The sequence below is a fragment of the Cohnella phaseoli genome, from assembly GCF_003386235.1.
In the GTDB taxonomy this organism is placed as follows: domain Bacteria; phylum Bacillota; class Bacilli; order Paenibacillales; family Paenibacillaceae; genus Cohnella; species Cohnella phaseoli.
On the sequence record NZ_QRDZ01000001.1, the window covers coordinates 329,090 to 353,146 of the forward strand.

Here is a 24,057-nt window from a genome sequence, read left to right on the forward strand (position 1 = left end):
GGCAGTCGAGATGGCCAAATCCGGCCGTATGTCCGCCAGAACGTTGTTGGCGGCAGTAAGGGCGATCCTGCTGGTCGCGCCTTTATTCGGCGTGCTTTCTTTTGCAATCGGCGCGGAAGCGTCGGCCGAACAAGACGCTTCCGCAAAGCAGGCGGTCGCAAGCGTCGAAGAGATGATTTCCGGATTGGAGTCGGACGATTCGGAAGGGGCGGCCGACAGCTTCAGCCGCGTCAAGAAATGGTGGACCGCCAATAAGAAGACGGTGAAAGCAAGCTCTCTCGATCTGTCGCTGGAGATTGACCGGCAGATCGCTAATCTTTCCCTTGCTTTGCTGAATGGGGAGATGCAGAGAGCCGCTGACGAAGCAGGGGCGCTGCGGTTCTCGCTGCGCAACTACGAGGATGGGGCCTACACCGGCAACGACGGCAAAGGGCGTATGTCGTTAGGCGCATACGTGCTGAAGCTTCGCGGGGCCGCGGATTTAATGAAGGGGGAGCATTGGACGGAGGCGCAGGAGGAAGTGCGTCTGCTGCAGCGCCAGTGGCTGTCGGTCGAGGGAGATGTGGTCAGCCGTTCGCAAACCGTATACAACCATGCCGAGAGGGATCTCGTGCTTATGGACGCGTACTTGACGAATCCGTCCCAACGCGGGCAGGCGTTTCCGGTCGCGCAGCGGATGATCGATTCGCTTAATCCGCTTGTCGACGCGAGCTACTCCTGGATTGATGCGGCTCTGATCCCGTTGAGGGAAGGGCTGGAGGCGCTGCTTGTTGTCGGAACGCTGCTGCTGTACGCGCGAAAATCGGAATCCGGCAGAGCGAAAAATTGGGTTGTAGGAGGCTCGGCCGCCGGCGTGTTGACAAGCATCGGAATCGGCTTGGCGGTGTCGCTTCTGTTGACCTCAGGGGCGTTTGGACGCAACAACTCGCTAATCAACGGTTGGACGGGCGTGCTTGCCAGCCTGCTGCTGCTCTATGTCAGCTATTGGCTGCATCGCAATTCCGACGCGAAACGCTGGGGGCAATTCCTGAAAAACGAGAGCGCTCGAGCGATGACAAACGGAAAAATGGCCTCCTTGGGGCTGCTTGCTTTTTTCGCTATCGTGCGCGAAGGGCTGGAAACCGTCATATTTCTTGTCGGGATGGTGGGTAAGTTGCCGGCGGGCGAGCTTCTCGGAGGAATTGCCGCAGGCTTTGGCGTTCTCGGCGTCTGCGCGCTGCTTATGATCCGGCTCGGGACGAAGCTTCCGATTCGGCCCGTCTTTCTCGTTTCCAGCGTCATTGTGTTTTATCTATGCTTCAAGTTTATGGGATCGGGCGTTCACAGCTTGCAGATGGCCGGCGCGCTGCCGGCGACCGTGCACGATTATTTGCCGGAATACGGCGAGATCGGACTGTTCCCGTCCTGGTACAGCACGCTGCCGCAATTGTTGTTTGTGCTGGCTGCCGTCTCCGTCCTTGTCTTCCGCCGTTTGATCGGCGCGAGCGGCAGGTCGGAACGCAAAGCCGAAATTATAAAGACGCCGATAGACGTCGAATAGTCGAAAATGGGGGAAACCGTACGATGAACAGAAACATCAAATTGACCGGCCTGCTGCTGGCTACAGGATTAGCTTTAAGTGCATGCGGTAATTCAAACAACGAGGGCGAGCCGTCAAAGACGGCGCAGGCGACCGCTCCGGCGACTGCCTCCGCAACGTCTGCGGCTTCAGGCGAAGCCGCAGGCAATGCGCTTACTCCGATTCAAGAAGAGACGATCAAGCTGCAGGAGGAAACGAAGAAGCTTCAGGAAGCGATCCAGAAGCAGGATACGGCTGAAGTGAAGAGCCTCGGCAAATCGATCAACGACATTTGGCTGGCATACGAGAACTCCGTTCGTCAGTCGTTCCCGCTCGAGTACACGGAAGTCGAGAAGTATGAGATGCCCATTTTCTCCGCGTCCGCCTATGATAAGATTGATTTTGCCGCGCTGGGAACGACGGCTGAGAAGCTGCAAACGGCGCTGGACAATCTGCTGAACGCCAAAGAAACGACAGGCAGTACGTCCGAACTGCTCACGAAGGCAGTAGCGAACTATAAGAAGTACGTCGAGGAACAGGCCGATCAACTGGTTATCCATACCAAAACGTTCGTCGAAGCGGTGAAGGCGGGTGACGCCGAGAAGGCGATGCTCGAATATCCGCAAGCCCGCGTCTTCTTCGAAAATATCGAGCCGATCGCCGAAAGCTTCGAGGACCTCGATCCGCGAATCGACGCGCGTCTCGCCGACGTCGAAGACGAGAACGAATGGACGGGGTTCCACCGGATCGAGAAGGCGCTGTGGCTGGACCGTTCCCTTGAAGGCATGGAGGTCTATGCGGATCAGCTGGTTAAGGATACGGAGGAGCTGCAGGCCAAAGTTAGAACGCTTGAGCTGGAAGCTCCGGCAATGGTCGCCGGTGCGATGGAGCTGCTGAACGAAGCGGCCATCTCCAAAATTACGGGCGAAGAGGAAATTTACTCCCACACCGATCTGGTCGATTTTGCGGCTAACGTCGACGGTTCGAAAAACGTTTATCTGGCCATCATTCCGGCGCTTAACGAGAAAAATCCGGATTTGGCCAACCAACTGGACAAACAATTCCAATTGCTTGAACAGACGCTTCGAGGCCACCAGACTGACGGGATCTATGTTTCTTACGACAAGCTTACGACTGAGCAGATTCGCGAGATCAGCGATCAGATCAGCCAGCTGTCCCAGCTGATGTCGCAGACGGCGAGCATTCTGTAAACGGGGGAGAAGCATGGAACGGGAGAAAGGAATGTCGAGGCGGGATTTTCTGAAAATATCCGCCTCTCTCGGCGCCGGACTCGCGATCGGCGCTTCCGGCATGGCGGCGATCGGCAAGGCGGTTCAACCCGCCGAGCTGGCTATCGCCGATAACGGAGGCTTGACGACGGAGGAACGGATTCCAATGTACGGGGAGCACCAGGCGGGTATCGTCACGCCTCAGCAAACCTATATGTATTTAGTAAGCTTTCGGATAACGGCCGCAGATCGTGCGGCCGTTATCCGGCTATTTCGCGACTGGACGAAATTTGCCGACCTCGGCACCGCCGGAAGCTCGATGAAGTCGGGAAGCAATCCGCAGCTTCCTCCCAGCGATACGGGCGAGACGCTCGATCTTCCGGCCGCGAAGCTGACCGTAACGTTCGGTTTCGGGTCTTCGTTGTTTCTTCAAGACGGCAAGGACCGGTTCGGACTCGCAAGCAAGCTTCCTCTCTATTTGCAGGATATTCCGCGGATGCCTCGGGACAATCTCGATCCGCTGATGTCCGGAGGAGACGTCTGCATCCAAGTGTGCGCGGAAGACCAGCAGGTGGCCTTTCATGCGGCCCGCAATTTCATCCGACTGTCGACCGGCTCGGCGGCGGTTAATTGGCTGCAGGAGGGATTTATTAGCGGGGGCGGCGGGAAAACCCCGCGCAATCTGTTCGGCTTCAAGGACGGAACGGCCAATCGCTTGCATGATACGCCCGGAGGTTACGACAGCGTCGTATGGGCGGGGGACGGGGAGCCGGATTGGATGCGGGGCGGCAGTTATATGGCTTATCGCAAGGTGCGTATGCTGCTCGAGGTGTGGGACCGGTCGTCTCTCGCCGACCAGGAGGATACGTTCGGAAGATACAAGGAATCGGGCGCGGCATACGGGCGTAAAGAGGAGTTCGACGAGGTCGATCCGTCGCAGCTGCCGGATCGGTCTCATGTGCGGCTGGCGAAGGAAACGAAGCAGCTTATTCACCGCAGAGGCTATTCGTATACGGACGGAGTCGATCCTCGCACAGGCAATATCGACGCGGGGCTCCTGTTCGTCAGCTACCAGCGCAATCCGGAGGAGCAATTGCTGCCGATGCTTAAGCTGATGCAGAGTCGCGACGCCTTGAACGAATATGCGGTTCATGTGGCCAGCGGCATGTTCGCTTGCCCAGGCGGCTTGCGTGAAGGCGAATATATCGGCCAACGCTTGCTGGAATCCTAAAAAAGATGCCCTTTGCTCATTCGCGTCGCAGAGTAAACACGGTCAGCTCTGGAGCGCAGAACAGCCGGATGGGGATGCGCGTCGTTCCGATTCCACGATTCACGTACAATCGGTAAGGTCGCTTGTCGCGGTGTCGACCGCCGATCCGGTACATGCCGCCGACGTATTTGCTTCCGAGCTTCGTACGCACGAGCGGACCGAGAAGCGGCAGGCGCACTTGCCCGCCGTGGCTATGTCCGGACAGCTGCAAGTCGATCGGATAACGAATCAGCCGATCCGCCATATCCGGCTCATGAACAAGAAGCACATGGAAACGATCGTCCTCCAAGCGGGCGATCGTTTTAGCTGCGTTAGGCTTGCCTAGTACGTAATCGTCCAGACCGGAGATCGTAATGTAATCCCCATCGGTATGCTCTATGCGCTGGGTCGAGTTAATCAGTACGGAGAACCCTCCCCGGCTCAGGAACGCTCCCGAGGAGCGGAGCTTGCGTTCGTAGCCGAAATCGTGATTGCCGTAGACGGCGAACTTGCCGAGGCGCGCCTGAATTCCCGCAAGTAATGGCGACGGGTCGTATTTCGCGATGTTGTCGTTTCGCCGCGCATCGTGCAAATCCCCGGTGAATACGACCAGGTCGGCATGCAGCGAATTGACGGCCTCTACGAGCTTGCCCAGCCGTTTAAGAGAATACGCCGGACTGAGATGAATGTCGCTGAACTGCGCGATCGTGACTCCGTCGAAGCTTGGCGGGATGCGAGGAGAACGGATCGTATGTCTAACGATGCGCAATCGTCCCCGTTCTATGAAGAATCCGTATGCGCCTATGGCCGAAATAAGCAGTGACGCCGCGATGACTGCAATGATCATATCGCCTTCCTCCCTATCCTCTTAAACTTACCACTGATGCCGCTTCGATAAAAGCGGAAGACGACGGCTGGCAGCTGGAAGCGTTCTAGGCTAAAATGTGAAGTAAGTCACAGTATCCATGTCGAATGCATGCTTCAATGAAAGCATATTAAGGCCACGAGGAGGAAGCTCATGAAGTCGAAGTTCGGAATCGTCAAAAAAATGGTAATCGGAATTACCGCGGTATCGGCAGTTACATATGCGACCAGCGCTTTCTTTCTCTTAGTACTTAAGGATATGTTCGACTTTATGTCGGGATGGCTGTTTGTTCTTCTGACCCTGCTGCTCGGCATATTCTGGACGGGCCTGTTCGGCTTCTTCGCGGCGAAATGGCTGCTTAAGCCGCTTGTATCCCTGACCGATGCGGCGAGAGAAGCGGCGAAAGGGAATTTGCGAGCCAACGTATCGCCGCCCGCTTCGGGAGATGAAATGCAGGAGCTTGGCGAAGCGTTCGATAAAATGCTGGCGCAGCTGCGAGAGATGATCGACGGAATCAAGGAAAATACGCGGCTTACGGATTCTCACGTCAGGGAGCTGCAGGAAGCGGTCGGACAAGCAACCGGGCAGATCGAGCAGATGACGAACGAATCGGAAGCGATTACCTCCGGCACTCAGACTCAGGCCGAGTCTGCGGAACGGCTGCATCTCGACGCGGAGACGCTGTCGGCGGCCGCCGACCGGATGAGCGACGAGGCGGCCGTCGCCCGCGAGCGCGTCACGCAGATGAACCGAGCGGCCGCGCAAAGCGAGGAAGTGTTCAAGTCGCTTATCGGCGGCATGCGGCAGCTGTCCGAGCTGAACAGGGAAGCGATGGACGTCGTCGAGAAGCTGAGCGATTACGCCAAGCAGATCGGCACGATCTCCGACGTCGTAGGGGATATTGCGGATCAGACGCATTTGCTGGCGTTAAACGCCTCCATTGAAGCGGCAAGAGCGGGGGAAGAGGGACGCGGCTTTGAGGTCGTCGCTCAAGCGGTCAAATCGCTTGCGGACGAGAGCGCCGGATCGGTCAAAAACATCCGTACGTTGATTCGCCACATTCAGGAGGAAGTCGGCAGAGCAGTCGGCCATATCCGTTCCCAATACGAGCTGTCCGAACGCGAGGCGGAGGGCGGACAGAAGTTTGCGGCGGCCTTCCATGACGTGAACGAGGAGGCCCAGCAAGTGGTCGGCCTCGTCGAATCGATGGCGGCCGGCATTTCCCGTCAAGCCGAGCAGGCGACCATGCAGCTGAACGAAGCGCGTCGCGTCGCGACAGTGGCCGATCGTATACGGCTCGGGGCGCAGCAAGTATTCTCCGCGTCTCAGGAGCAGACGGCGGTTATGCAGGAAATTGCCGCTTCCACGGACTCGCTAAGGGCCAAATCCGCCGAACTGAGAACAAAGACGGAATTTTTCCGTTCGTAGGGGATTTTGCTCATTGACAAATGCTTTATAAACGGTCATTATGATATTATCAAATTGATCATATCAAGAGAGGCAGGTGCGTTGCGTTGAACGCCGCTATCGAGGACGAGAATGCGTCCAACTATTCGACCGCTCGCTACCGTACTCCGGACGGCGCGCCTGCCGACATCGTCATCTTTACGATCACTTCCTCCTCGCGCAATCAGACGAAGAAGTCGCTGCCTATCCGCGAGCTGCAGGTGCTGTTGATCCAGAGGAAGAAGTGGCCCTTCGAGGGATGCTGGGCATTGCCGGGGGGCTTCTGCAACGAGGACGAGTCGGTCTACGAATGTGCGAAGCGCGAGCTGGAAGAAGAGACGGGCGTAGGGGAGATACATCTCGAGTACTTTAATGTGTACAGCGAACCGGGAAGGGATCCGCGAGGGTGGATGATCTCTCACGCCTTCTTCGCTCTGGTGAACGAATCGCGGCTGATCAACCGTAAGGCGGCGGACGACGCGTCCGACGTTCGGCTATTCCCGGTATCCGAGGCGCTGAAGCTGCCGCTCGCGTTCGATCATCTGAAGATCTTGCAGGATGCCGTGGAGCGCGTGCGGGATCGGATGCTGACGACGACGATCGCGAAGCAATTTCTGCCGGAGGAGTTTACGATCAGCGAGCTTTATCAAGTAATCGAGACGGTCGTGCCGGATTTTGAGGAAAAAAACTTTATTCGCAAAATTACGTCGACGCAAAGCCGAAAAGGGATACTGGAAGAGGCGATAGACGGCAGCGGGGAACGAAAGATGTCCAATCGTTATTCTCAGCGATCCGCTCAATTGTACCGGTTTACGGACAGTCAGCCGAAGCTGTCCATCTATGGCTGAGGGCGCCGAACGGCGCCTCGGCCGACGGGCTACATGAGTTGAACAATGCGTCCTCTCTTTGGGGGTGCCGCAAGCAGCCTAATCTGCGTCTTTTTGCTTCCTTTGATATTGTCCATTTAATATTATCAAAATAAAACTTTAGGGGATGAGCCTATGAAAGCTTTGATCGTAATCGATTATACGGTAGATTTTGTCGTCGGCAAGCTTCCGGTTGGCGAGCCGGGGGTGGAGATTGAGATTCGGGTGTGCGAGCTTGCGCGGCGTTTTGCGGAGCAGGGGGATTGGGTCGTAATGGCGGTCGACCTGCACGAGGAAGGGGATGCGTTCCACCCCGAAACTCGACTGTTCCCTCCCCATAACCTTCGAGGAACGGACGGCCGACGGCTGTACGGCAAGCTGGACGAATGGTTTGCAGAGGCGGAAGGAGCCGTCTACTGGATGGATAAGACGAGATACAGCGCCTTCTGCGGAACGGATCTGGAGCTGAGGCTGCGCGAGAGAGGCGTCGACGAAATTCATCTGATCGGCGTCTGCACCGACATTTGCGTGCTGCACACGGCCGTGGATGCTTACAACAAAGGCTTTCGCACCGTCGTCCATGCCGATGCGGTCGCCAGCTTTAACCCGCAAGGCCACGAGTGGGCGCTCGGACATTTTGAGAACGTGCTTGGCGCCGAAGTCGTGCGGGACTACTGACATCCAGGAATAATAAAGGAGCTGCAGCCATGAGCGAGCCGAATTTGACGCTTCACACGGATAAATATCAGATCAATATGATGTACGCGCATTGGAAGCGAGGAACGCAGAACGACCGGGCCGTATTCGAGGTTTACTTCCGCAAGCTGCCGTTCGGCAATGGCTATGCGGTGTTCGCCGGACTGGAGCGAATGATCGGTTACTTGAGCAAGCTGTCTTTTGGCGAGGAGGAGCTTCGCTATTTGCAGACGCAGGAGGAAGGCTACGACGAGGCTTTCTTCGACGAGCTGCGCAGCTTCAAGTTTAACGGCAGCATCGACGCGGTTCCGGAAGGGACGCTCGTATTTCCGAACGTGCCGCTTGTGCGCGTAGAGGCACGGGTGTTCGAGGCCCAACTGATCGAGACGGCGCTGCTCAACTTCGTGAATTATCAGACGTTGATCGCCACGAAGGCGTCGCGGGTTAAGCAAGTAGCGCCGAACGAGCTGCTGCTCGAATTCGGCACGAGGCGGGCACAGGAGGCGGACGCCGCGATCTGGGGGGCGAGAGCCGCTTATATTGCCGGCTTCCATGCGACGTCGAACCTGCGCGCCGGATTGCGATTCGGCATTCCGACCGCAGGCACGCATGCGCACGCTTGGGTTCAAGGTCACGACAGCGAGGAGGCGGCATTCCGCGATTACGCCGAAGCTCTGCCCGATCATGTCACATTACTGGTCGATACTTACGATACGCTGAAGAGCGGAGTTCCCAACGCTATTCGTATCGCGCAAGAGCTGCAGGAGCGGGGCAAGCGTCTGAAAGGCATTCGTCTGGACAGCGGCGACTTGGCCTACTTGTCCAAGCGAGCGAGAGAGATGCTGGACGAGGCGGGCTTCCCGGACGTGAAGATCGTCGCGTCTAACGATCTGGACGAGAATCTGATCGCCGAGCTGAAAGCGCAAGGCGCGAGAATCGACAGCTGGGGAGTGGGAACGCAGCTCATTACCGCATTTGATCAGCCTGCATTGGGCGGAGTCTACAAGCTGGTGGCGAGAGAGCACGAGGGAGCCATGGAGCCGGTTATCAAAATCTCCGGAAACCTGGAAAAAATTTCGAATCCCGGCGTGAAAGAGGCTTATCGCATCGTGAACGCGGACAACGGCATGGCGGAAGCCGATTACGTGACGCTGCCCGGGGATAAGGACATTGCCGAGGGAAGGCCGCTCCGGCTGATCGATCCGCTCCATCCTCACCGGATCAAGCGGGTTGATCGCTATCGGGCGATTCCGCTGCTGCAGCCCGTCTACGCGAAGGGCAAGCTGGTCTATGGCCTGCCGAAGCTGGACGACATTCGCGACGAACACGTCAAGCAGCTCGCATTATTTTGGCCCGAACACCTTCGCAAGCTGAATCCGGAACCGTACCGGGTCAATTACAGTCCGGCCGTGCTGGAGCTCAAAGCCGAGCTGATCCGCAAGCATTTATCGGAATAAGGCGCGGAGCCGTCCCATTCGGACGCCAGCCTGCTCTTCATTGCTTCAACCTACTATAAAATGATAGACTACTTAAAAAGCTGCGGCCCAGGTCCGCCATGAAAGCAGGAAGCGTATTGAGCAAAATCAAGATAGTTACGGACTCGACCGTCGATCTGTCCAGCAGCGATTTGCGCGAGCATGGGATCGAGGTCGTTCCGCTATCGATCAGCATCGGCGGCGCGACTTATTTGGATAGAGTGAATATCAGCCCGACAGAATTTATCGAGAAAATGCAGGCGTCCCCCGAGCTTCCGAAGAGCTCGCAGCCGCCTGCGGGAGCATTTCTGGAATTATACGACCGTCTTGGCAGCGACGGCAGCGAGATTTTGTCGATTCATATGACCGGGGAGATGAGCGGAACCGTCCGTTCGGCCGAGATGGGGGCGGACATGTCGGAGGCGAACGTCACCGTCGTCGATTCCCGCTACATTTCGAAAGCGCTCGGTTTTCAAGTCGTCGAAGCGGCCGAGATGGCCAAAGCCGGCAAAAGCGTGAGCGAGATCGTGGAACGGCTGGACCGAATCCGTCGCAACACGCGGCTGTTCGTCGTCGTGGACACGCTCGACAATCTGGTCAAGGGCGGTCGAATCGGCAAAGGAAAAGCGTGGATCGGGTCGCTGCTGAAGATCAAAATCATCGCCAGCCTCGATGGAGGCGAATATACGCCCGTCGCCAAAGTTCGAACCAAGGCGCAGATCGTCGAATACTTGGCGAAGCAGTTCGCCGACGATGTCAAGGGCAAGGTGATCCGGGGAGTCGGCCTCGTTCATGCCGCCGGGCACGAATTGGCTTCCAAGCTGAAAGAAACGATCGTCGAGATGACGGGCTACGACAAAATCGGCATTGAGGATACGACGCCGATTATCAGCACGCACACGGGCGTTGGCGCAATCGGATTTATGTATTACTGCGAGTAGCTCGGAATGCGCTTCGGCAATAATGGTTGCATTCCCCTGCTTCCCCGGGCTATAATTCCAAGTGATTGGTAGCTTGCGGCAATTGAATAGACTCTAAATCTTAAGGTGCCCGATGCGGAAATCGCAACGGGTTAAAAGGGAAGCCGGTGCAAGTCCGGCACGGTCCCGCCACTGTGAAATAGGGACGGCCTCGATATGCCACTGTCCGATCGGACGGGAAGGCGGGGCGCGTCGCGAACCTATAAGTCAGGAGACCTGCCTTAAGATGCAGCAGACGAAATCCTTCGCGGATAAGGATACGGCTCACTCGGGAATGCATCACGTTCTTATGCGTATCGATTTCCCTGTTTGCTGACCCTCTCTCCGGATTTATGCGCAGAGAGGGTTTTTCGTGTCAGTCGTTCAATCGGTCAAGCTCCTCTTAAATAGAAATCGGGGAGAGATGGATTGTAATGGAGAACAAACGGATATGGAGTAAAATGGGATTGTGGCTGGCGGCAGCCCTGCTGGTGCTGGGTCTTGCCGCATGCGGCAGCAACGAGGACAAGTCGAGTCCGTCGCCTTCCGCTACCGAATCGGCTTCGCCAAGCGCTTCGGCCTCGCCGGAGTCGTCGCCTTCCGCGTCGAGCTCCGAGGAAACAGCCGCTTCGTCCGAGACGGTATATCCGCTGACGCTGAAGGACAGCACGGGAACGGACGTCGTGTTCGAACAAGCGCCCGAGCGGGTCGTTACGCTCGCACCTTCCGAGACTGAAGTGATGTTCGCGATCGGAAGCGGAGCGAAGGTTGTCGCGGTAGACAACTACAGCGATTATCCGGAGGAAGCGCAGTCGCTCGAGAAGGTCGGCGACATCAACACGAATCTGGAAGCTTTGCTTGCCGCGAAGCCTGACGTTGTGCTGGCGCATAGCGGGATGCAGGCAAACGTAATCGAGGAATTGCGCAAGCTGAACGTCAAAGTGTTCGCGTCCGATCCGAAGACGCTGGAGCAGGTAATGGAGAAGATAGGCACGGTCGGGCAAATCATGAACGCTCAGGAAGGCGCGGCTCAAGTGGTCGCAACGATGAAGGACGAGCTGAAGCGGGTAACCGACGCTCTGCAAGGCGTTGCCGCCAAGAAGGTTTATATGGAATTTTCGCCCGGCTGGACAGTGGGCAGCGGCGAATATATGGATGAGATACTGACGCTTGCCGGCGGAGACAACGTGTCCAAGGAGAAGAGCGGCTGGTTCGAGGTCGATCCGGAAGCGGTCATCAAGTCGAATCCGGAAGTCATTCTTTACGCGCTTAACCCGAACTACGATCTCGGCATTCTGCAGGCGATCAAGGACCGTCCGGGCTTTGACGCAATCGACGCTGTGAAAAACAATCGGATGTTCGCTGTGGACGACAACTCGATCAGCCGCGTCGGCCCGCGTCTGACGAAGGTGCTGTACGATATGGCGAAAGCGATCCATCCCGACAAGGTGAAATAGGATGCGCGGCAAATTAACGATCTATATGGGAGGAGCCCTTGCGCTCCTCCTTTGTTCGATTATATTGAGTCTCTCCTTTGGCGGCGCGAGCGTGCCGATCGGCAAAGTATGGAGCATCCTGCTTCATCATATTCCGTACGCGAGCGAACTGCTGGGTCTGTCTCCCGTCGCGGCGGGCGCGGCCGATCCGGACGAGACGATCATTATGAAGGTTCGCTTATCGCGGGTCGTGCTGGCCGTGCTCGTCGGAGCGGCGCTCGCGCTGGCCGGGGCGGGCTTCCAGGGCGTGCTTCGCAATCCGCTGGCCGACCCGTATACGCTCGGCGTGGCGACGGGCTCTTCGGTAGGAGCGGCGCTGCTGATTTCGTTCGGCCTGCAGGTGTGGATCGGCCAATGGACGATTCCGGCGGTATCGTTTCTGACCGGCTTATGCACTTTATTTATCGTTTTGCGTCTGGCCTACCACAAAGGCAGAATGGAGCTGGAGACGCTGATTTTGTCCGGCGTCGTCGTACAGGCTTTTTTCGGATCAATGGTATCGTTCATGGTGTCGCTCTCGAAAAATACGATAAACGAGATCGTCTTCTGGATGATGGGGAGCTTGTCGATGCGCGGCTGGAATCATTCCTTGATCGTTCTTCCCTACGTCATCCTCGGTGCTATCGTGCTGATCTCGCTGAGCCGGGAGCTTAATCTGTTCGCGCTCGGAGAGAGGCAGGCCATGCATCTGGGCGTTAACGTGCAGCGGACAAAGCTGATTGTGCTGATCGTCTCTACGCTGATGACGGCGGCGGCGGTCTCGGTATCCGGCGTCATCGGCTTCGTCGGCTTGGTCGTGCCCCATCTCGTGCGGCTGGTCGTCGGACCGGACAACCGGATCGTCGTCCCCCTGTCGGCGGTCATCGGCGGCGTTTACGTGCTCGGGTCGGATACGATCGCTCGGCTGGCGCTCAGCCCTAAGGAAATTCCGCTGGGCGTCGTGACGGCGTTTATCGGCGCTCCCTTTTTCGCTTATTTGCTGTGGAAAAGGAAAACGAAGGGCGGGGAGGCGAGAGCATGATCGAGGCCAAAGCGCTCGATTTTCGGATCGGCGGAACGGATATTTTGCGCGGAGTGGACATTTGCGTAAGCAAAGGACAATTTTTTGGCATTATCGGCCCGAACGGGAGCGGCAAATCGACGTTGCTTAAGCTGTTGTCGGGGATCGAGCGGCCGCTGGCGGGAACAGTCGAGTTTGCGGGACGAGATCTGAACGCTTATCCCCGCAAAGAGCTGGCCAGATTGCTGGCCGTTCTGCAGCAGGATGCGCTGCCGCCGCTCGGCTACACCGTTCGCGAGGTCGTCGAGATGGGGCGCTACCCGTATCAGAGCTGGCTCGGCAGCGAGAAGGAGGATCCGGCGCAGCTCATCGACAAGGTGATGGAGCAGCTCGATCTGAAGAGGCTGTCGTCGCGGCAGGTCGCCGAGCTGAGCGGGGGCGAGCGGCAGCGGGCGGCGCTGGCCAAGACGCTTGTTCAGGAGCCGGGTGTTCTAATGCTGGACGAGCCGACGACGTTCCTGGATATCGGTTTTCAGCTACAGATGATGGATTATGTTCGCGAGTGGCAGCGGGACAACGGGCTAACGGTCGTAGCGGTGCTGCACGATCTGAATTTGGCCGCGCAATATTGCGACAGGCTGCTCGTTCTCCACGGCGGCCGAGTGGCCGCCGTAGGCGCGCCTGCGGAGGTGCTGGTTCCAGAGCTGGTGGAAGAGGTATACGGCACGATGCCGATCGTGCTTCCGCACCCGGACAACGGCGTGCCGCAAATTTTGTTGAGAGGGAGATTGGACGGATGACGAACATGGCGAACGAAATCCGGGAGATCGCGGAGCGCATTCTTCCGCTTGACGAAGAGGCGATGCGGGCGGCGCAGGCGCGATTGGACAGCCTGACGAAGCCTCCGGGCAGTCTGGGCAAGCTAGAGGCGGCGGCTGCGCAGGCGGCCGGCGTTACCGGCGAAGCGATGCCGGATCTGTCGCGCAAAGCCGTTATCGTGATGGCGGGAGACCATGGCGTCTGCGAGGAGGGCGTCAGCGCCTTCCCGGCGGAGGTGACGCCGCAGATGGTGCTGAATTTTCTGAGCGGCGGGGCCGCGGTGAACGTGCTGGCGCGTCACGCCGGAGCGGACGTCGTCTGCGTGGACGTGGGCGTGAACGCCGACTTGTCGCATCCCCGGCTCATATCCCGCAAAATTCGCCGAGGAACGGCGAATATGGCACGCGGGCCTGCGATGTCGCGGGAAGAGGCGATTGCGGCGATCCGCGTCGGGTACGACGTTGTCGCCGAGCTGGCCGAAGCCGGCACGCGGGTGTTCGCGACCGGAGAGATGGGAATCGGCAATACGACGCCTAGCGCGGCGATTCTAATCGCTCTCGGCGGCCTGACGCCGGAGCAAGCGGTCGGGCGCGGCACCGGCATCGACGACGAGCGACTGCTGCACAAGCAGCGCGTCGTCGAGCGGGCGCTGGCGGTCAACGGCGCCGATCCGGCCGATCCGCTCGACGTGCTCGCCAAGCTGGGCGGGCTCGAGATCGCGGGCCTCGTCGGCGTCATTCTGGGTGCGGCGGCCCATCGTTCGCTTGTCGTCGTCGACGGCTTTATATCGTCGGCCGCCGCCTTAGTCGCCGCCAGACTCGCCCCGGCTTGTACGCCTTACATGCTTGCTTCTCATTTGTCCTTGGAACAGGGACATCGGAGCATGCTGGAGACGATCGGGCTGTCGCCGATGATTCATATGGATATGAGGCTGGGAGAGGGCACCGGCGCGGTGCTCGCTTTTCATTTCCTCGACGCCGCCGCGAATATTATGCGCGAGATGGCGACGTTCGAGAGTGCGGGAGTGTCGCAGGGATGACGAGCGGGAAGCAGAAGCGAGCCGGTGGGGGAGTCGAAAACGGGGGCCGGGATAAGAAGGCCGTCTCCCGGGTGCTGATGGTACAGGGAACGGCGTCGGACGTCGGCAAGAGCGTGCTGGCCGCGGCGCTATGCCGGATATTCGCCCAGGACGGCTGGAAGGTCGCGCCGTTCAAGTCGCAGAACATGAGCTTGAACAGCTATGTGACGCCGGACGGCAAGGAGATCGGCCGGGCGCAGGGCATGCAGGCCGACGCCTGCGGCATCGCGGCCACGACGGATATGAATCCGATTCTGCTCAAGCCTTCGTCGGATAGAACGTCGCAGGTCGTCGTTCACGGCAAACCTTATCGGACGATGGACGCTTTCAGCTATCGCAGCGAATATTTGACGGAAGCGGGGGAGATCGCCCGCGCGGCGCTAGCCCGGCTGCGCGAGCGGTACGAGATCGTCGTCATGGAGGGCGCGGGCAGCCCTGCGGAGATTAATCTGAAAGATCGCGACATCGTCAACATGCGAATGGCCGCTTGGGCGGACGCTCCGGTGCTGCTGGCGGCTGATATCGACCGGGGAGGCGTGTTCGCCGCCATCGTCGGCACGCTGGAGCTGTTGGAGCCGGAGGAGCGAAACCGGGTAAAAGGCTTTGTCATCAACAAATTCCGCGGGGATGTCGAGCTGCTCAGGCCGGGGTTGGATTGGCTCGAGCAGCGCACCGGCAAGCCGGTCGTCGGCGTGATACCGTATATCCCGGAGCTGCGGCTGGAAGCCGAGGATTCGCTCTCTTTTCGCGCTCCTGCAACAGACGCCAGGAGGAACGGCGAGCAGCTCGATATTGTGGCGATCCGCATGCCGCGCTGGTCGAACTTTACCGATGTCGATCCGCTGCTTGCCGAAGCGGACGTCTCCGTGCGCTTCGTAACCGGGAAGGAGCAGTTTGGGTCTCCCGATGCGGTTATCGTGCCGGGTAGCAAAAATACGGCGGAGGATCTGCTGTTTCTACGGGAAACCGGTCTCGATCGGCTTATTGTGGAGCATGTGGAGCGAGGGGGCTGGTTGACCGGTATTTGCGGAGGCTATCAAATGCTGGGAGAACGGCTTAACGATCCGGACAGGATTGAATCGGCTCATATGTCGCTTCCGGGACTGGCGGTGTTTCCGCTCGAGACGACGTTTGGTCAGGACAAGGTTACCGAGCGCGTGAGCGGTCGGGCGCAAGGCTGGGGAGAAGGAACGGCAGGTTCCGGCGCTGAACGGCAGGCGACTTTCGAAATCGAAGGTTACGAGATTCATATGGGGCGGACCGTCTTCACCGGTCCTGTCGCTCACCCCTTCAGCCTGGTTTCCGCAGCAACCGGTGAGGGCGCCTCGTACTTGGAAGGAGCCCGTTCGCCGAACGGCAGAGCTTGGGGAACGTACGTGCACGGCATCTTGCATAATGACGAATTCAGGCGCGATTGGCTCAATGTGATCCGCCGCTCGAAGGGCTGGTCGCCTGTGGCCGGAGAGCTGATCTACAGCCGGCTGCGGGAGGAAGAGTTCGATCGGCTGGCCGACCATGTAAGGCGGCATCTGGACGTCCGCAAGCTATACGAAATTATGAACGAAAGCATGAACGAAAGCATGGGGGGATCGCAATGAAGACGAGCGACGGCGTTTTGGAGGCCTACGGACACGGGGGAGATCTGTGGACCGCCTCGGCGAAGTTCGGCGTTCGCCCGGGCGACTGGCTAGATTACAGCGCTAACATCAACCCGCTCGGTCCGCCGCCGCAAGCTTTGGAAGCGCTGCGGAGCGGACTGGCCGCAATCGTCAATTATCCCGATCCCGGTCATCGCGAGCTAAAGAAGAAGCTTTCGGCGAAGCTCGGCGTCGAACAGGAGAACTTGCTGATCGGCAACGGAGCCGCCGAGTGCATTGCGCTTGCGCTGTCCGGGCTGGACATTCGCTCGGTCGGAGTTGTTGCGCCGTGCTTCTCGGAGTACGGACAGCTTGCCGAAGCGTACGGGGCGGAAGTGCGAACAATTATCGGACGGGAAGAGAACGGGTACAGGGCCGAGCCGGCCGAGCTGGAGCCGCTGCTCAAGCAGGTCGATTTGCTGTTCCTAGGCCATCCGAACAATCCGACCGGCCTAACCTATTCCTTGCCGCAGCTGCGGCAGATCGCCGAGCTGGCGGCAGAATGCGCGGCTTACGTTGTCGTAGACGAGGCATTCATCGACTTCATCGCGCCCGAGGAGCGTCAAACGCTGCTGCCGGAGCTGCAAAGCCATCCGCATGTTCTGCTGCTGCACTCGATGACAAAGTTTTATGCGATTCCCGGCCTGCGGCTCGGCTATGCGATCGCCGCCCCCGAGCTGATTCGCAGAATGGCGCGCAAGCAGGTAACCTGGAGCGTCAACGGCCTTGCGTTGCTTGCCGGACAAGCTTGCCTGCAGCCGGAAACCGCGGAGTACGACCGCAGGACGAGGGAACTGGTTGCGGCAGAGCGGACTTATTTGCGGGGGGAAATCGATTCCCGGCTCGGGTGGCGGACCTGGCCCGGCGAAGCGAATTTTCTGCTGCTTGAGCTGTGCGAGAAGTGGACGGCAGAGCGGCTGCAGGACGCACTGGGGCCGAAAGGTCTGCTTGTGCGAAGCTGCGCCAAGTACGACGGGCTGACGGAGAGGCATATCCGAATCGCCGTGCGCGACCGTGCGGATAACGATCGGCTGCTGGCGGCGCTGGCGGAGGTTCATAAGGAGGGGGGGCAGCGATGAACATCGTGATGGTCAGCGGAGGCGTTCGCTCGGGCAAAAGCGCCTATGCCGAGCGACTTGTGCTTGAGCGTTCGTCGGCAGCCCCCGCCAAAGTGCTGTACGTCGCCACAGGTCTGCGTTGGGACGGGGAGATGGACGAGCGCATCGACAAGCACCGGGCTCGTCGTCCGGCCGAGTGGGATACGCTGGAAGCTGCAAGCGATTTGTCCGTATCGCCTTATGAAGATTACGACTTTGTGCTCGTTGATACGCTGTCCGCCTGGATCGCCAACCGGCTGATGGAGATCCCGGAAGAGCGGCTTGGGGACAAGAGCCTGGCACAGCGTATTTTGACCCGAGTCGATGAGTATATCGAGGCACTAGGAGCATCACGTCTGCGCGAAGCGGTTATCGTCACCGACGAGGTCGGCTGGGGAGGCGTGGCGCTGTCACCGCTAGGACGCCGGTTTCAAGACATTGTCGGCGAGGCGAACCAGCGTCTCGCCGCTCGGGCGGACGAGGCGGTCGTTGTCGTAAGCGGGCTGCCGTGGAGGCTAAAGGGATGAGCGCATTTTGGCAGGCGGTCGGATTTCTAACGCGTTTTCCGGTGCCCAAACGGGCGCAAACGCTTGAAGGTTGGGAAGGCAGTCCAAAGTTTTATCCGCTTGTCGGCCTGCTGCTGGGCGCTGCCATTTGGTTGGCAGGATGCCTGGGGGGCTGGCTGTTCGGGCAAGTTTCTCTGCCGCTTGTCGCAGTCGTTGTCGTCGCTTTCTGGGTATACGCGACCGGGGCGCTTCATCTGGACGGCTGGATGGATCTCGCCGACGGGCTGGGCAGTCAGCGCAGCCGCGAGCGGACGCTGGAAATTATGAAGGACAGCCGCGTCGGGGCGATGGGCGTAGTGGCGGCGATTGTGCTCATACTGCTTAAAGTCGCCGCCGTTCAGCAGTTGGCCGCAGCGGGAGCGTTGGCCGCGATTGCCGTTATCCCGGCGATGGCGAGGGCGGCGCTGCTCGCGGCGATTCGCTTTTTTCCGTATATTCAGCAGCAGGGGCTGGGCAGCAGATTGCGCGCCGGGGTTACTCCGGCCGTTCTGCTCGTCAACGGTTTGCTCGTCGCGGCGGCATCCTTCGGTTTTGCAGATTGGCGCGGCGTTGTCGTCTTCGTCTTTGCGTTGCTTGCGGTTTGGCTGTTCGGCAGCTATATTACGCGCAGGCTCGGCGGATTTACGGGCGACGTTTACGGTGCGCTGATCGAAGGCGCAGAGACGCTTGCGCTGCTTGCTTTACTCGCATTAATGACCGGGAGGCACTTATGACACAACCTTTTCGCGGAGGCGCCGCCTCTTACTTGTCTCCGTTATGGCCGGAATTGAAAATCCGGTTCGAACGGGACCATCTGTCTGTCGAATGCGGCCGCAGCTATCAGACGCTCAGCAACGCCCCCTTCAGAGGAGGGCCGGTTCACGGAGAGCGCTTCGTCAATTGGAAGGTTCCGCTGAACTACGATTGCACCGATCCGGCGGAAATGATGCGCCAGGCGCTGAACGGCTGGGGCTACGATCCGCAGACGACGGTCGGGCTGCAGACGGCCGCGCATCTGACCCACGCCTCCTTCGCCGAGGAGGAGGGAGACGAATGTCGTTTGTTTGTCTGTGCCTCGGCCGGAACGGGCAATGCGGCAAGAGCGGGAGTGCTGCGCGAGACGTTCTCGGCTTATGAGCCGGGGACGGTAAACATTATTCTCCTGATCGACGGCCAAATGACGGAAAGCGCAATGGTCAACGCCATCATCAGCGCTACGGAAGCAAAAAGCGCCGCTTTCGCCGATCTGGATATTCGCGATCATAGTCACGGATGCACGGCGACGGGAACGTCGACCGATGCCGTGCTGGTCGCCGTCAGCCAGTCGGAGAGCTACGGGCGCGTTCACCGCTACGCCGGAGTCGCGACGACGATCGGCAACGCTATCGGCAGGCTGGTCTACGCTGCCGTTCACGAAGCGGTCCGCACGCAAGGAGAACGTTAAATGAACATTGAGATGGCCATCGTGTTTTGCGCGTTTATGATCGACTTGGCGATCGGAGACCCGCGAGCGCTGCCGCATCCCGTCGTCGGAATGGGCCGCGTTATTTCCAAGCTGGAGCGACCGCTGCGAGCGGCTGCGGCCAGCCCGCTGCTGCAATGGCTTGTCCGTCCGTTCGGCGGCTCTTGCGAAGATAGAGCGCTGAAGCTGGCCGGCCTGATCTATCCGCTCGTTCTTGTCGGAGGCTCCTTCTGTCTCGGATGGGCGATCTTATACTTGCTGAGCTTGCTTCATCTCTGGCTTGCCTACGGAGCGGCCGCCTGGATGATCTCGACGACGATCGCGGCCAAAGGGCTGGGAGACGCCGGGATGGACATCTATCGATTGCTTAAACAGGGCAAGCTGCCGGAAGCCCGGTATGCATTGTCGATGATCGTGGGACGGGATACCGATCAACTCGACGAGAGCGAAATTACGCGCGGCGCAGTGGAGACGGTGGCGGAAAATATCGTGGACGCTATTATATCCCCGCTGTTCTATGCGTTCATTGGAGGGGCGCCGCTCGCCCTCGCTTACAGGGCCGCGAATACGCTCGATTCCATGGTCGGCTACAAAAATGAGAAGTATCGTTATCTCGGCTGGGCGTCCGCCCGGTTCGACGATGTCGCCAACTGGATTCCGGCCCGACTGACCGCGCTCGCCATTGCGGCGGCTGCGGCGATACTCGGGCTAAAGGCGGGCGGAGCGCTTAGCACAGTTCGCCGCTATGCACGTCTGCATCCGAGCCCGAACAGCGGCTTCCCGGAATCCGCCGTCGCCGGAGCTCTAGGCGTGCAGCTCGGCGGCTTGAACTATTACAAAGGCATTGCATCCGACCGCGCTAGAATGGGGGAGCCGCTGCATTCGCTGAAAGCCGAGCACATCCGTCTGACGGTGCGAATCATGTACGTCTCCTCGATTATTTTTGTTATCGTCGCTTCCGGAGCAGTCCTTGCTGTCGCTCGTCTATTTTCACATACATAATCTTCCTGCCGTAAGCCCATACTGAGAACGAATAAATTCTCGGAAATGGGCTGATGCACATGTGTAACCGATATTCGCTTACGGCGGAGCTTGCGGATTTAACGGAGCGATTTCGCATCGACAGAGTTCACGTGCCTTACTTGATGCGGTACAATATTGCTCCGACGCAGCAAATTCCGATCATTCAACAGATCGGAGAAGAACGCTGCCTCAATCAGCAGCGCTGGGGATTAATGCCTTACTGGGGCAAAAATTCGATCAACGCCAACGTCGATACGCTGACCGACAGACGATATTTGCGCAATATGCTGACGAAGAAGCGGTGCGTCGTGCCATGCAGCGGGTTTTACATTTGGAAAATCGAAGGGAAGACGAAAAGCGCGTGGCGCGTCGTGCACCGGACGAAGCCGACATTCGCCATGCCCGGTATATTCGACGTCTGGCTCGATTCGGAGCGGAACGAGTATCCGATGTGTACGGTTATTACGCGCGGCAACGCCTTCGGCACGAATCACCCGCTGCCGCTCGTGTTGGACGAGGAGGCGATAGAGCTGTGGCTGAATCCGAAGGAGACCAGAACGGAAGTGCTGCAGGCGACGCTTTGCTCGCTGGAGGATGCCGATTTCCGAATCTACCCGGTGACGCCGTATGTCGAGAATAGGGCCTGGGAAACGCCGGACTGCATCGCAGAAGTGCCGCCATCGCTGGCGCTTACTAAAATATAAAAGGCTCGGGTTGCAGGGAGCTTCACTTGCGCCGGGTCGACTTATATAGCCTGCATAATCGATCGATCGCAGAGGCAATCCTAAGGGGAATTCGATTCCCGAAAGGAGATGATGGCTCTGTCAGACGTCAAATTAGCGGTGATCTACTATAGCTCGACCGGAACGAACTATCAGCTGTCGCAATGGGCCGTGGAAGGCGCGAAGCAGGCCGGGGCGGAGACGAAGCTGCTGAAGGTTCCCGAGCTTGCCCCCGAGGCGGCGATCAACGCGAACCCGGCATGGAAGGCTCATATGGACGCGACCCGGGACGTTCCAACCGTCTCGACCGGCGATCTTGAATGGGCGGACGCTTATATTTTCTCGGTGCCGACCCGTTTCGGGAATATGGCTTCGCAAATGAAGCAGTTTTTCGATACGCTCGGCGGGCTGTGGTTTAACGGCAAACTGGCGAACAAGGTCGTCAGCGCCATGTCCAGCGCCAGCAATTATCATGGCGGACAGGAAGCGACGATTCTGTCGCTATATACGTCGATTCACCATTGGGGAGGCATTATCGCCGCCCCGGGGTATACCGATCCGGTTATTTTCGCCTCCGGCGGCAATCCGTACGGCACAAGCGTCACGGTCGACCAGTCCGGCAAAATGCTCGAGGATGTACGTCCGGCGGCGATTCACCAAGGCAAGCGCACGGCGACGGTGGCCGGCTGGATGAAGAAGGGCATGCAGGGCTAGTGCAACGACGTTAAGGAGATATCGCAAGGGACGCTCTCGACCATCAAGCGGATGGCGCGGGCAGTCCCTTGTTTTCATTTTCGCCGGAAGGGGAATTGCCGCTACTGTATCCGTGCTATCTGTTGTATAATGTTTGCTGTCTATAACTTGATTGCGGAGGTAGCGCATTGGCTCAGTTGTACTTCAAATACGGCACGATGAACAGCGGCAAGTCGTTCGAAATTATTAAGGTCGCGCACAATTATGAGGAGCAAGGCAAGCCGGTCTTGATCTTTACGCCCGTCATCGATACGCGCAACGGGACCGACAAGGTCGGGACGAGAGCGGGTTTTACGCGCCCCGCCATTCCCGTATACGAGGACACGAATCTGTACGACGCCGTCAAAGCTCAGCTTGACGAATCGGGCCGCTATTACTGCGTGCTCGTCGACGAGGCGCAATGGCTGAACAAACGACATATTATCGAGCTGACCCGAATCGTCGACGAGTTGGACGTGCCGGTGATGGCTTTCGGATTAAAGAACGATTTTCAGAACCAACTGTTCGAAGGCAGCTACAATTTGCTCGTGTACGCCGACAAGATCGAGGAGATCAAGACGATCTGCTGGTACTGCGACCGCAAAGCGACGATGGTCATTCGCTTCAAGGACGGCATCCCGGTCAACGAGGGAGAGCAGATCCAAGTCGGAGGCAACGAGGACTACAAGCCGGTGTGCCGCCGGTGCTATAATGAAGCTTTTAAGCGGAAATGAAAAGAGCCGACGGCGAGGGGCAGAGCAGATGCCCGCTTGCCGTCGGCTTTTTGACGAATCGGGGAAGAGCCTAGGAAGCTAAGCGCCCGAGTCGAAGTTTGTTGTCCGGTCGAGTTGAGAAATCGCTTGACGATCCTGCTTGCAAGGCAGTCTTATCCTCACCTGAGTTCCTTCTCCTACCTTGCTTTTAATGGTCAGGCTGCCGCCGTGGTTCTCGATGATCTTGAAGCTGATCATCATGCCCAGCCCGTTTCCTTTCTCTTTGGAGGTAAAAAAAAGCTGTCCGATCTTCTCCAATTGGTCGTCCGGAATTCCGTTCCCGCGATCGCTCACGACAAATTCAACCTCATTTCCCAACAGCTGCAAATCGATGTGCACTTCTCCCCCTTCAGGCATGGAGTCGATCGCGTTTTTGACGAGATTGATCGTGACCTGCTTGATCTGGTTTTCGTCGCAGTCTATATAGATCGACGGCTGGGAACAGGTAAACCGGATGCGCACATTGCTCATGATCGACTGGGATTCCATCAGCGTCGTTACGTCCGTCAGCAGTTGTTTAAGATCCTTGGATTCCATTTTGGCTTCATGCGGTTTGGCCAGCACGAGCAGCTCGGTCAAGATCAGTTCAATGCGGTGGAATTCCGAGAAAACGATATCGTAATAATGATCCTTAACCCCGTCGGACCTCATTAATTGCAAAAAACCTTTGACAGCCGTTAACGGATTGCGGATTTCGTGGGCGACGCCGGCGGCCATCTGGCCGACCAACGATAGTTTGTCCGAATTGTGCAGCAGCAGCTCGGTCTTTTTTCTGTCCGTAATATCTTGAATTTGAGCTATGTAAAACAAGGTATTCGTCGTTTCGCTGATCACCTTCGATACGTGCAGCGATACCCAAATCGCACGGCCGTCTTTATGGACATAACGTTTCTCCAGCTTAATAATATTTATTCTGCCTGCGGCCAGATTTCCGAAATATTCCTCGCTCAGCCCAAGATCTTCAGAAAACGTAATGTCGTAAAAGGTAAGCCTCATAAACTCGGTTTCCGTGTAGCCTAAAATCTCGCACAGCGATCGATTGACGCGCAGCCAGTGTCCGGAATCAGATACGAGCGCCATTCCAATTGGGGCATGGTTAAATGCTGTTGAAAAAAACAAGGTATCATTCGACTTCAACAATTAGGGCACCTCCAAGATGAATGTATGCTTTGTACTTATCTAGTTCTATAGTCCGATATAGAAACCTTCCTGAGAGAAAGTTAATTTCAACTGCGGATTTGCATCGATGCATGGTCGAAAGCGAGCATTCGCGCAGCCGGAGACCTAAAAAAAACACAAGCGGTATTAAAGCGATTCCATTGTGTTGGTT

General features: G+C 58.0%; 23 protein-coding genes and 1 riboswitch. Of the genes, 21 read left to right on the forward strand and 2 right to left on the reverse strand.

The features are described from left to right. Window positions 1–10: 10 nt before the first annotated feature. The 3 genes from DFP98_RS01345 to efeB are packed head-to-tail and all read left to right on the forward strand — an operon-like array spanning window position 11 to window position 4,018. The gene (locus tag DFP98_RS01345) at window positions 11–1,540 is read left to right on the forward strand and encodes an FTR1 family iron permease (protein ID WP_116058752.1); all 1,530 of its coding nucleotides are present in this window, start codon (window positions 11–13) and stop codon (window positions 1,538–1,540) included. 23 nt (window positions 1,541–1,563) lie between these two features. Beyond that, window positions 1,564–2,769 (forward strand): iron uptake system protein EfeO, encoded by a 1,206-nt coding sequence (efeO, locus tag DFP98_RS01350; protein ID WP_116058753.1) that lies wholly within the window; start codon window positions 1,564–1,566, stop codon window positions 2,767–2,769. A gap of 13 nt (window positions 2,770–2,782) precedes the next feature. After that, window positions 2,783–4,018, forward strand: a complete 1,236-nt coding sequence (efeB, locus tag DFP98_RS01355) for an iron uptake transporter deferrochelatase/peroxidase subunit (protein ID WP_116058754.1) — start codon at window positions 2,783–2,785, stop codon at window positions 4,016–4,018. A 16-nt stretch (window positions 4,019–4,034) separates the two neighbouring features. Here the strand turns inward: efeB and DFP98_RS01360 are convergent, their stop codons facing one another. Next, window positions 4,035–4,883 carry a metallophosphoesterase gene (locus tag DFP98_RS01360; protein WP_116058755.1) on the reverse strand — a complete coding sequence of 283 codons (849 nt, stop codon included), beginning with the start codon at window positions 4,881–4,883 and terminating at the stop codon, window positions 4,035–4,037. Between the two features lie 171 nt (window positions 4,884–5,054). Between DFP98_RS01360 and DFP98_RS01365 the strand changes: the two genes are divergently transcribed. From DFP98_RS01365 to DFP98_RS01450, 18 genes are all read left to right on the forward strand, one after another. Further along, window positions 5,055–6,329: a methyl-accepting chemotaxis protein gene (locus DFP98_RS01365; protein ID WP_116058756.1), complete on the forward strand. Its 1,275-nt coding sequence runs from the start codon at window positions 5,055–5,057 to the stop codon at window positions 6,327–6,329. Between the two features lie 86 nt (window positions 6,330–6,415). Beyond that, window positions 6,416–7,195: an NUDIX domain-containing protein gene (locus tag DFP98_RS01370; protein ID WP_116058757.1), complete on the forward strand. Its 780-nt coding sequence runs from the start codon at window positions 6,416–6,418 to the stop codon at window positions 7,193–7,195. 153 nt (window positions 7,196–7,348) lie between these two features. Continuing rightward, a complete protein-coding gene (locus DFP98_RS01375) occupies window positions 7,349–7,891 on the forward strand; it encodes a cysteine hydrolase family protein (RefSeq protein ID WP_116058758.1) in 543 nt (180 codons plus the stop codon). Between the two features lie 29 nt (window positions 7,892–7,920). Next, a complete protein-coding gene (locus DFP98_RS01380; RefSeq protein ID WP_116058759.1) occupies window positions 7,921–9,366 on the forward strand; it encodes a nicotinate phosphoribosyltransferase in 1,446 nt (481 codons plus the stop codon). Between the two features lie 116 nt (window positions 9,367–9,482). Next, entirely contained in the window at window positions 9,483–10,325 is an 843-nt protein-coding gene (locus DFP98_RS01385; RefSeq protein ID WP_116058760.1) for a DegV family protein, read from the forward strand. Between the two features lie 86 nt (window positions 10,326–10,411). Further along, window positions 10,412–10,602, forward strand: a riboswitch (cobalamin riboswitch). A 175-nt stretch (window positions 10,603–10,777) separates the two neighbouring features. Next, on the forward strand, window positions 10,778–11,800 hold the full coding sequence (locus tag DFP98_RS01390; protein WP_116058761.1) for an ABC transporter substrate-binding protein: 1,023 nt from the start codon (window positions 10,778–10,780) through the stop codon (window positions 11,798–11,800). A gap of 1 nt (window position 11,801) precedes the next feature. Next, window positions 11,802–12,860 (forward strand): FecCD family ABC transporter permease, encoded by a 1,059-nt coding sequence (locus tag DFP98_RS01395; protein WP_116058762.1) that lies wholly within the window; start codon window positions 11,802–11,804, stop codon window positions 12,858–12,860. Continuing rightward, on the forward strand, window positions 12,857–13,639 hold the full coding sequence (locus DFP98_RS01400; RefSeq protein WP_116058763.1) for a heme ABC transporter ATP-binding protein: 783 nt from the start codon (window positions 12,857–12,859) through the stop codon (window positions 13,637–13,639). Before DFP98_RS01395 ends, DFP98_RS01400 begins: the two co-directional genes overlap by 4 nt. A 5-nt stretch (window positions 13,640–13,644) precedes the next feature. Next, on the forward strand, window positions 13,645–14,697 hold the full coding sequence (gene cobT, locus DFP98_RS01405) for a nicotinate-nucleotide--dimethylbenzimidazole phosphoribosyltransferase (protein ID WP_425455504.1): 1,053 nt from the start codon (window positions 13,645–13,647) through the stop codon (window positions 14,695–14,697). Continuing rightward, complete coding sequence (locus DFP98_RS01410; RefSeq protein WP_116058765.1) at window positions 14,694–16,334, forward strand: cobyric acid synthase; 1,641 nt, start codon at window positions 14,694–14,696, stop codon at window positions 16,332–16,334. The genes cobT and DFP98_RS01410 overlap by 4 nt, the downstream gene beginning before the upstream one ends. Then, complete coding sequence (gene cobD, locus DFP98_RS01415) at window positions 16,331–17,452, forward strand: threonine-phosphate decarboxylase CobD (RefSeq protein ID WP_116058766.1); 1,122 nt, start codon at window positions 16,331–16,333, stop codon at window positions 17,450–17,452. Before DFP98_RS01410 ends, cobD begins: the two co-directional genes overlap by 4 nt. Further along, window positions 17,449–17,997 (forward strand): bifunctional adenosylcobinamide kinase/adenosylcobinamide-phosphate guanylyltransferase, encoded by a 549-nt coding sequence (locus tag DFP98_RS01420; RefSeq protein WP_116058767.1) that lies wholly within the window; start codon window positions 17,449–17,451, stop codon window positions 17,995–17,997. Before cobD ends, DFP98_RS01420 begins: the two co-directional genes overlap by 4 nt. Further along, entirely contained in the window at window positions 17,994–18,749 is a 756-nt protein-coding gene (gene cobS, locus DFP98_RS01425) for an adenosylcobinamide-GDP ribazoletransferase (protein WP_116058768.1), read from the forward strand. The genes DFP98_RS01420 and cobS overlap by 4 nt, the downstream gene beginning before the upstream one ends. Beyond that, the gene (locus DFP98_RS01430) at window positions 18,746–19,459 is read left to right on the forward strand and encodes an adenosylcobinamide amidohydrolase (protein WP_116058769.1); all 714 of its coding nucleotides are present in this window, start codon (window positions 18,746–18,748) and stop codon (window positions 19,457–19,459) included. The genes cobS and DFP98_RS01430 overlap by 4 nt, the downstream gene beginning before the upstream one ends. Continuing rightward, window positions 19,460–20,479, forward strand: coding sequence for an adenosylcobinamide-phosphate synthase CbiB (cbiB, locus tag DFP98_RS01435; protein ID WP_116058770.1), 1,020 nt, complete (start codon window positions 19,460–19,462; stop codon window positions 20,477–20,479). A 59-nt stretch (window positions 20,480–20,538) separates the two neighbouring features. Then, the gene (locus DFP98_RS01440; protein ID WP_181917422.1) at window positions 20,539–21,204 is read left to right on the forward strand and encodes an SOS response-associated peptidase; all 666 of its coding nucleotides are present in this window, start codon (window positions 20,539–20,541) and stop codon (window positions 21,202–21,204) included. Window positions 21,205–21,321: 117 nt separating this feature from the next. Next, window positions 21,322–21,936, forward strand: a complete 615-nt coding sequence (gene wrbA / locus DFP98_RS01445) for an NAD(P)H:quinone oxidoreductase (RefSeq protein ID WP_116058931.1) — start codon at window positions 21,322–21,324, stop codon at window positions 21,934–21,936. A gap of 167 nt (window positions 21,937–22,103) precedes the next feature. Beyond that, window positions 22,104–22,688 (forward strand): thymidine kinase, encoded by a 585-nt coding sequence (locus DFP98_RS01450; protein ID WP_116058772.1) that lies wholly within the window; start codon window positions 22,104–22,106, stop codon window positions 22,686–22,688. A gap of 78 nt (window positions 22,689–22,766) precedes the next feature. Here DFP98_RS01450 and DFP98_RS01455 read toward each other — a convergent pair whose 3' ends face one another. Next, window positions 22,767–23,867, reverse strand: a complete 1,101-nt coding sequence (locus DFP98_RS01455) for an ATP-binding protein (RefSeq protein WP_116058773.1) — start codon at window positions 23,865–23,867, stop codon at window positions 22,767–22,769. Window positions 23,868–24,057 lie beyond the last annotated feature (190 nt).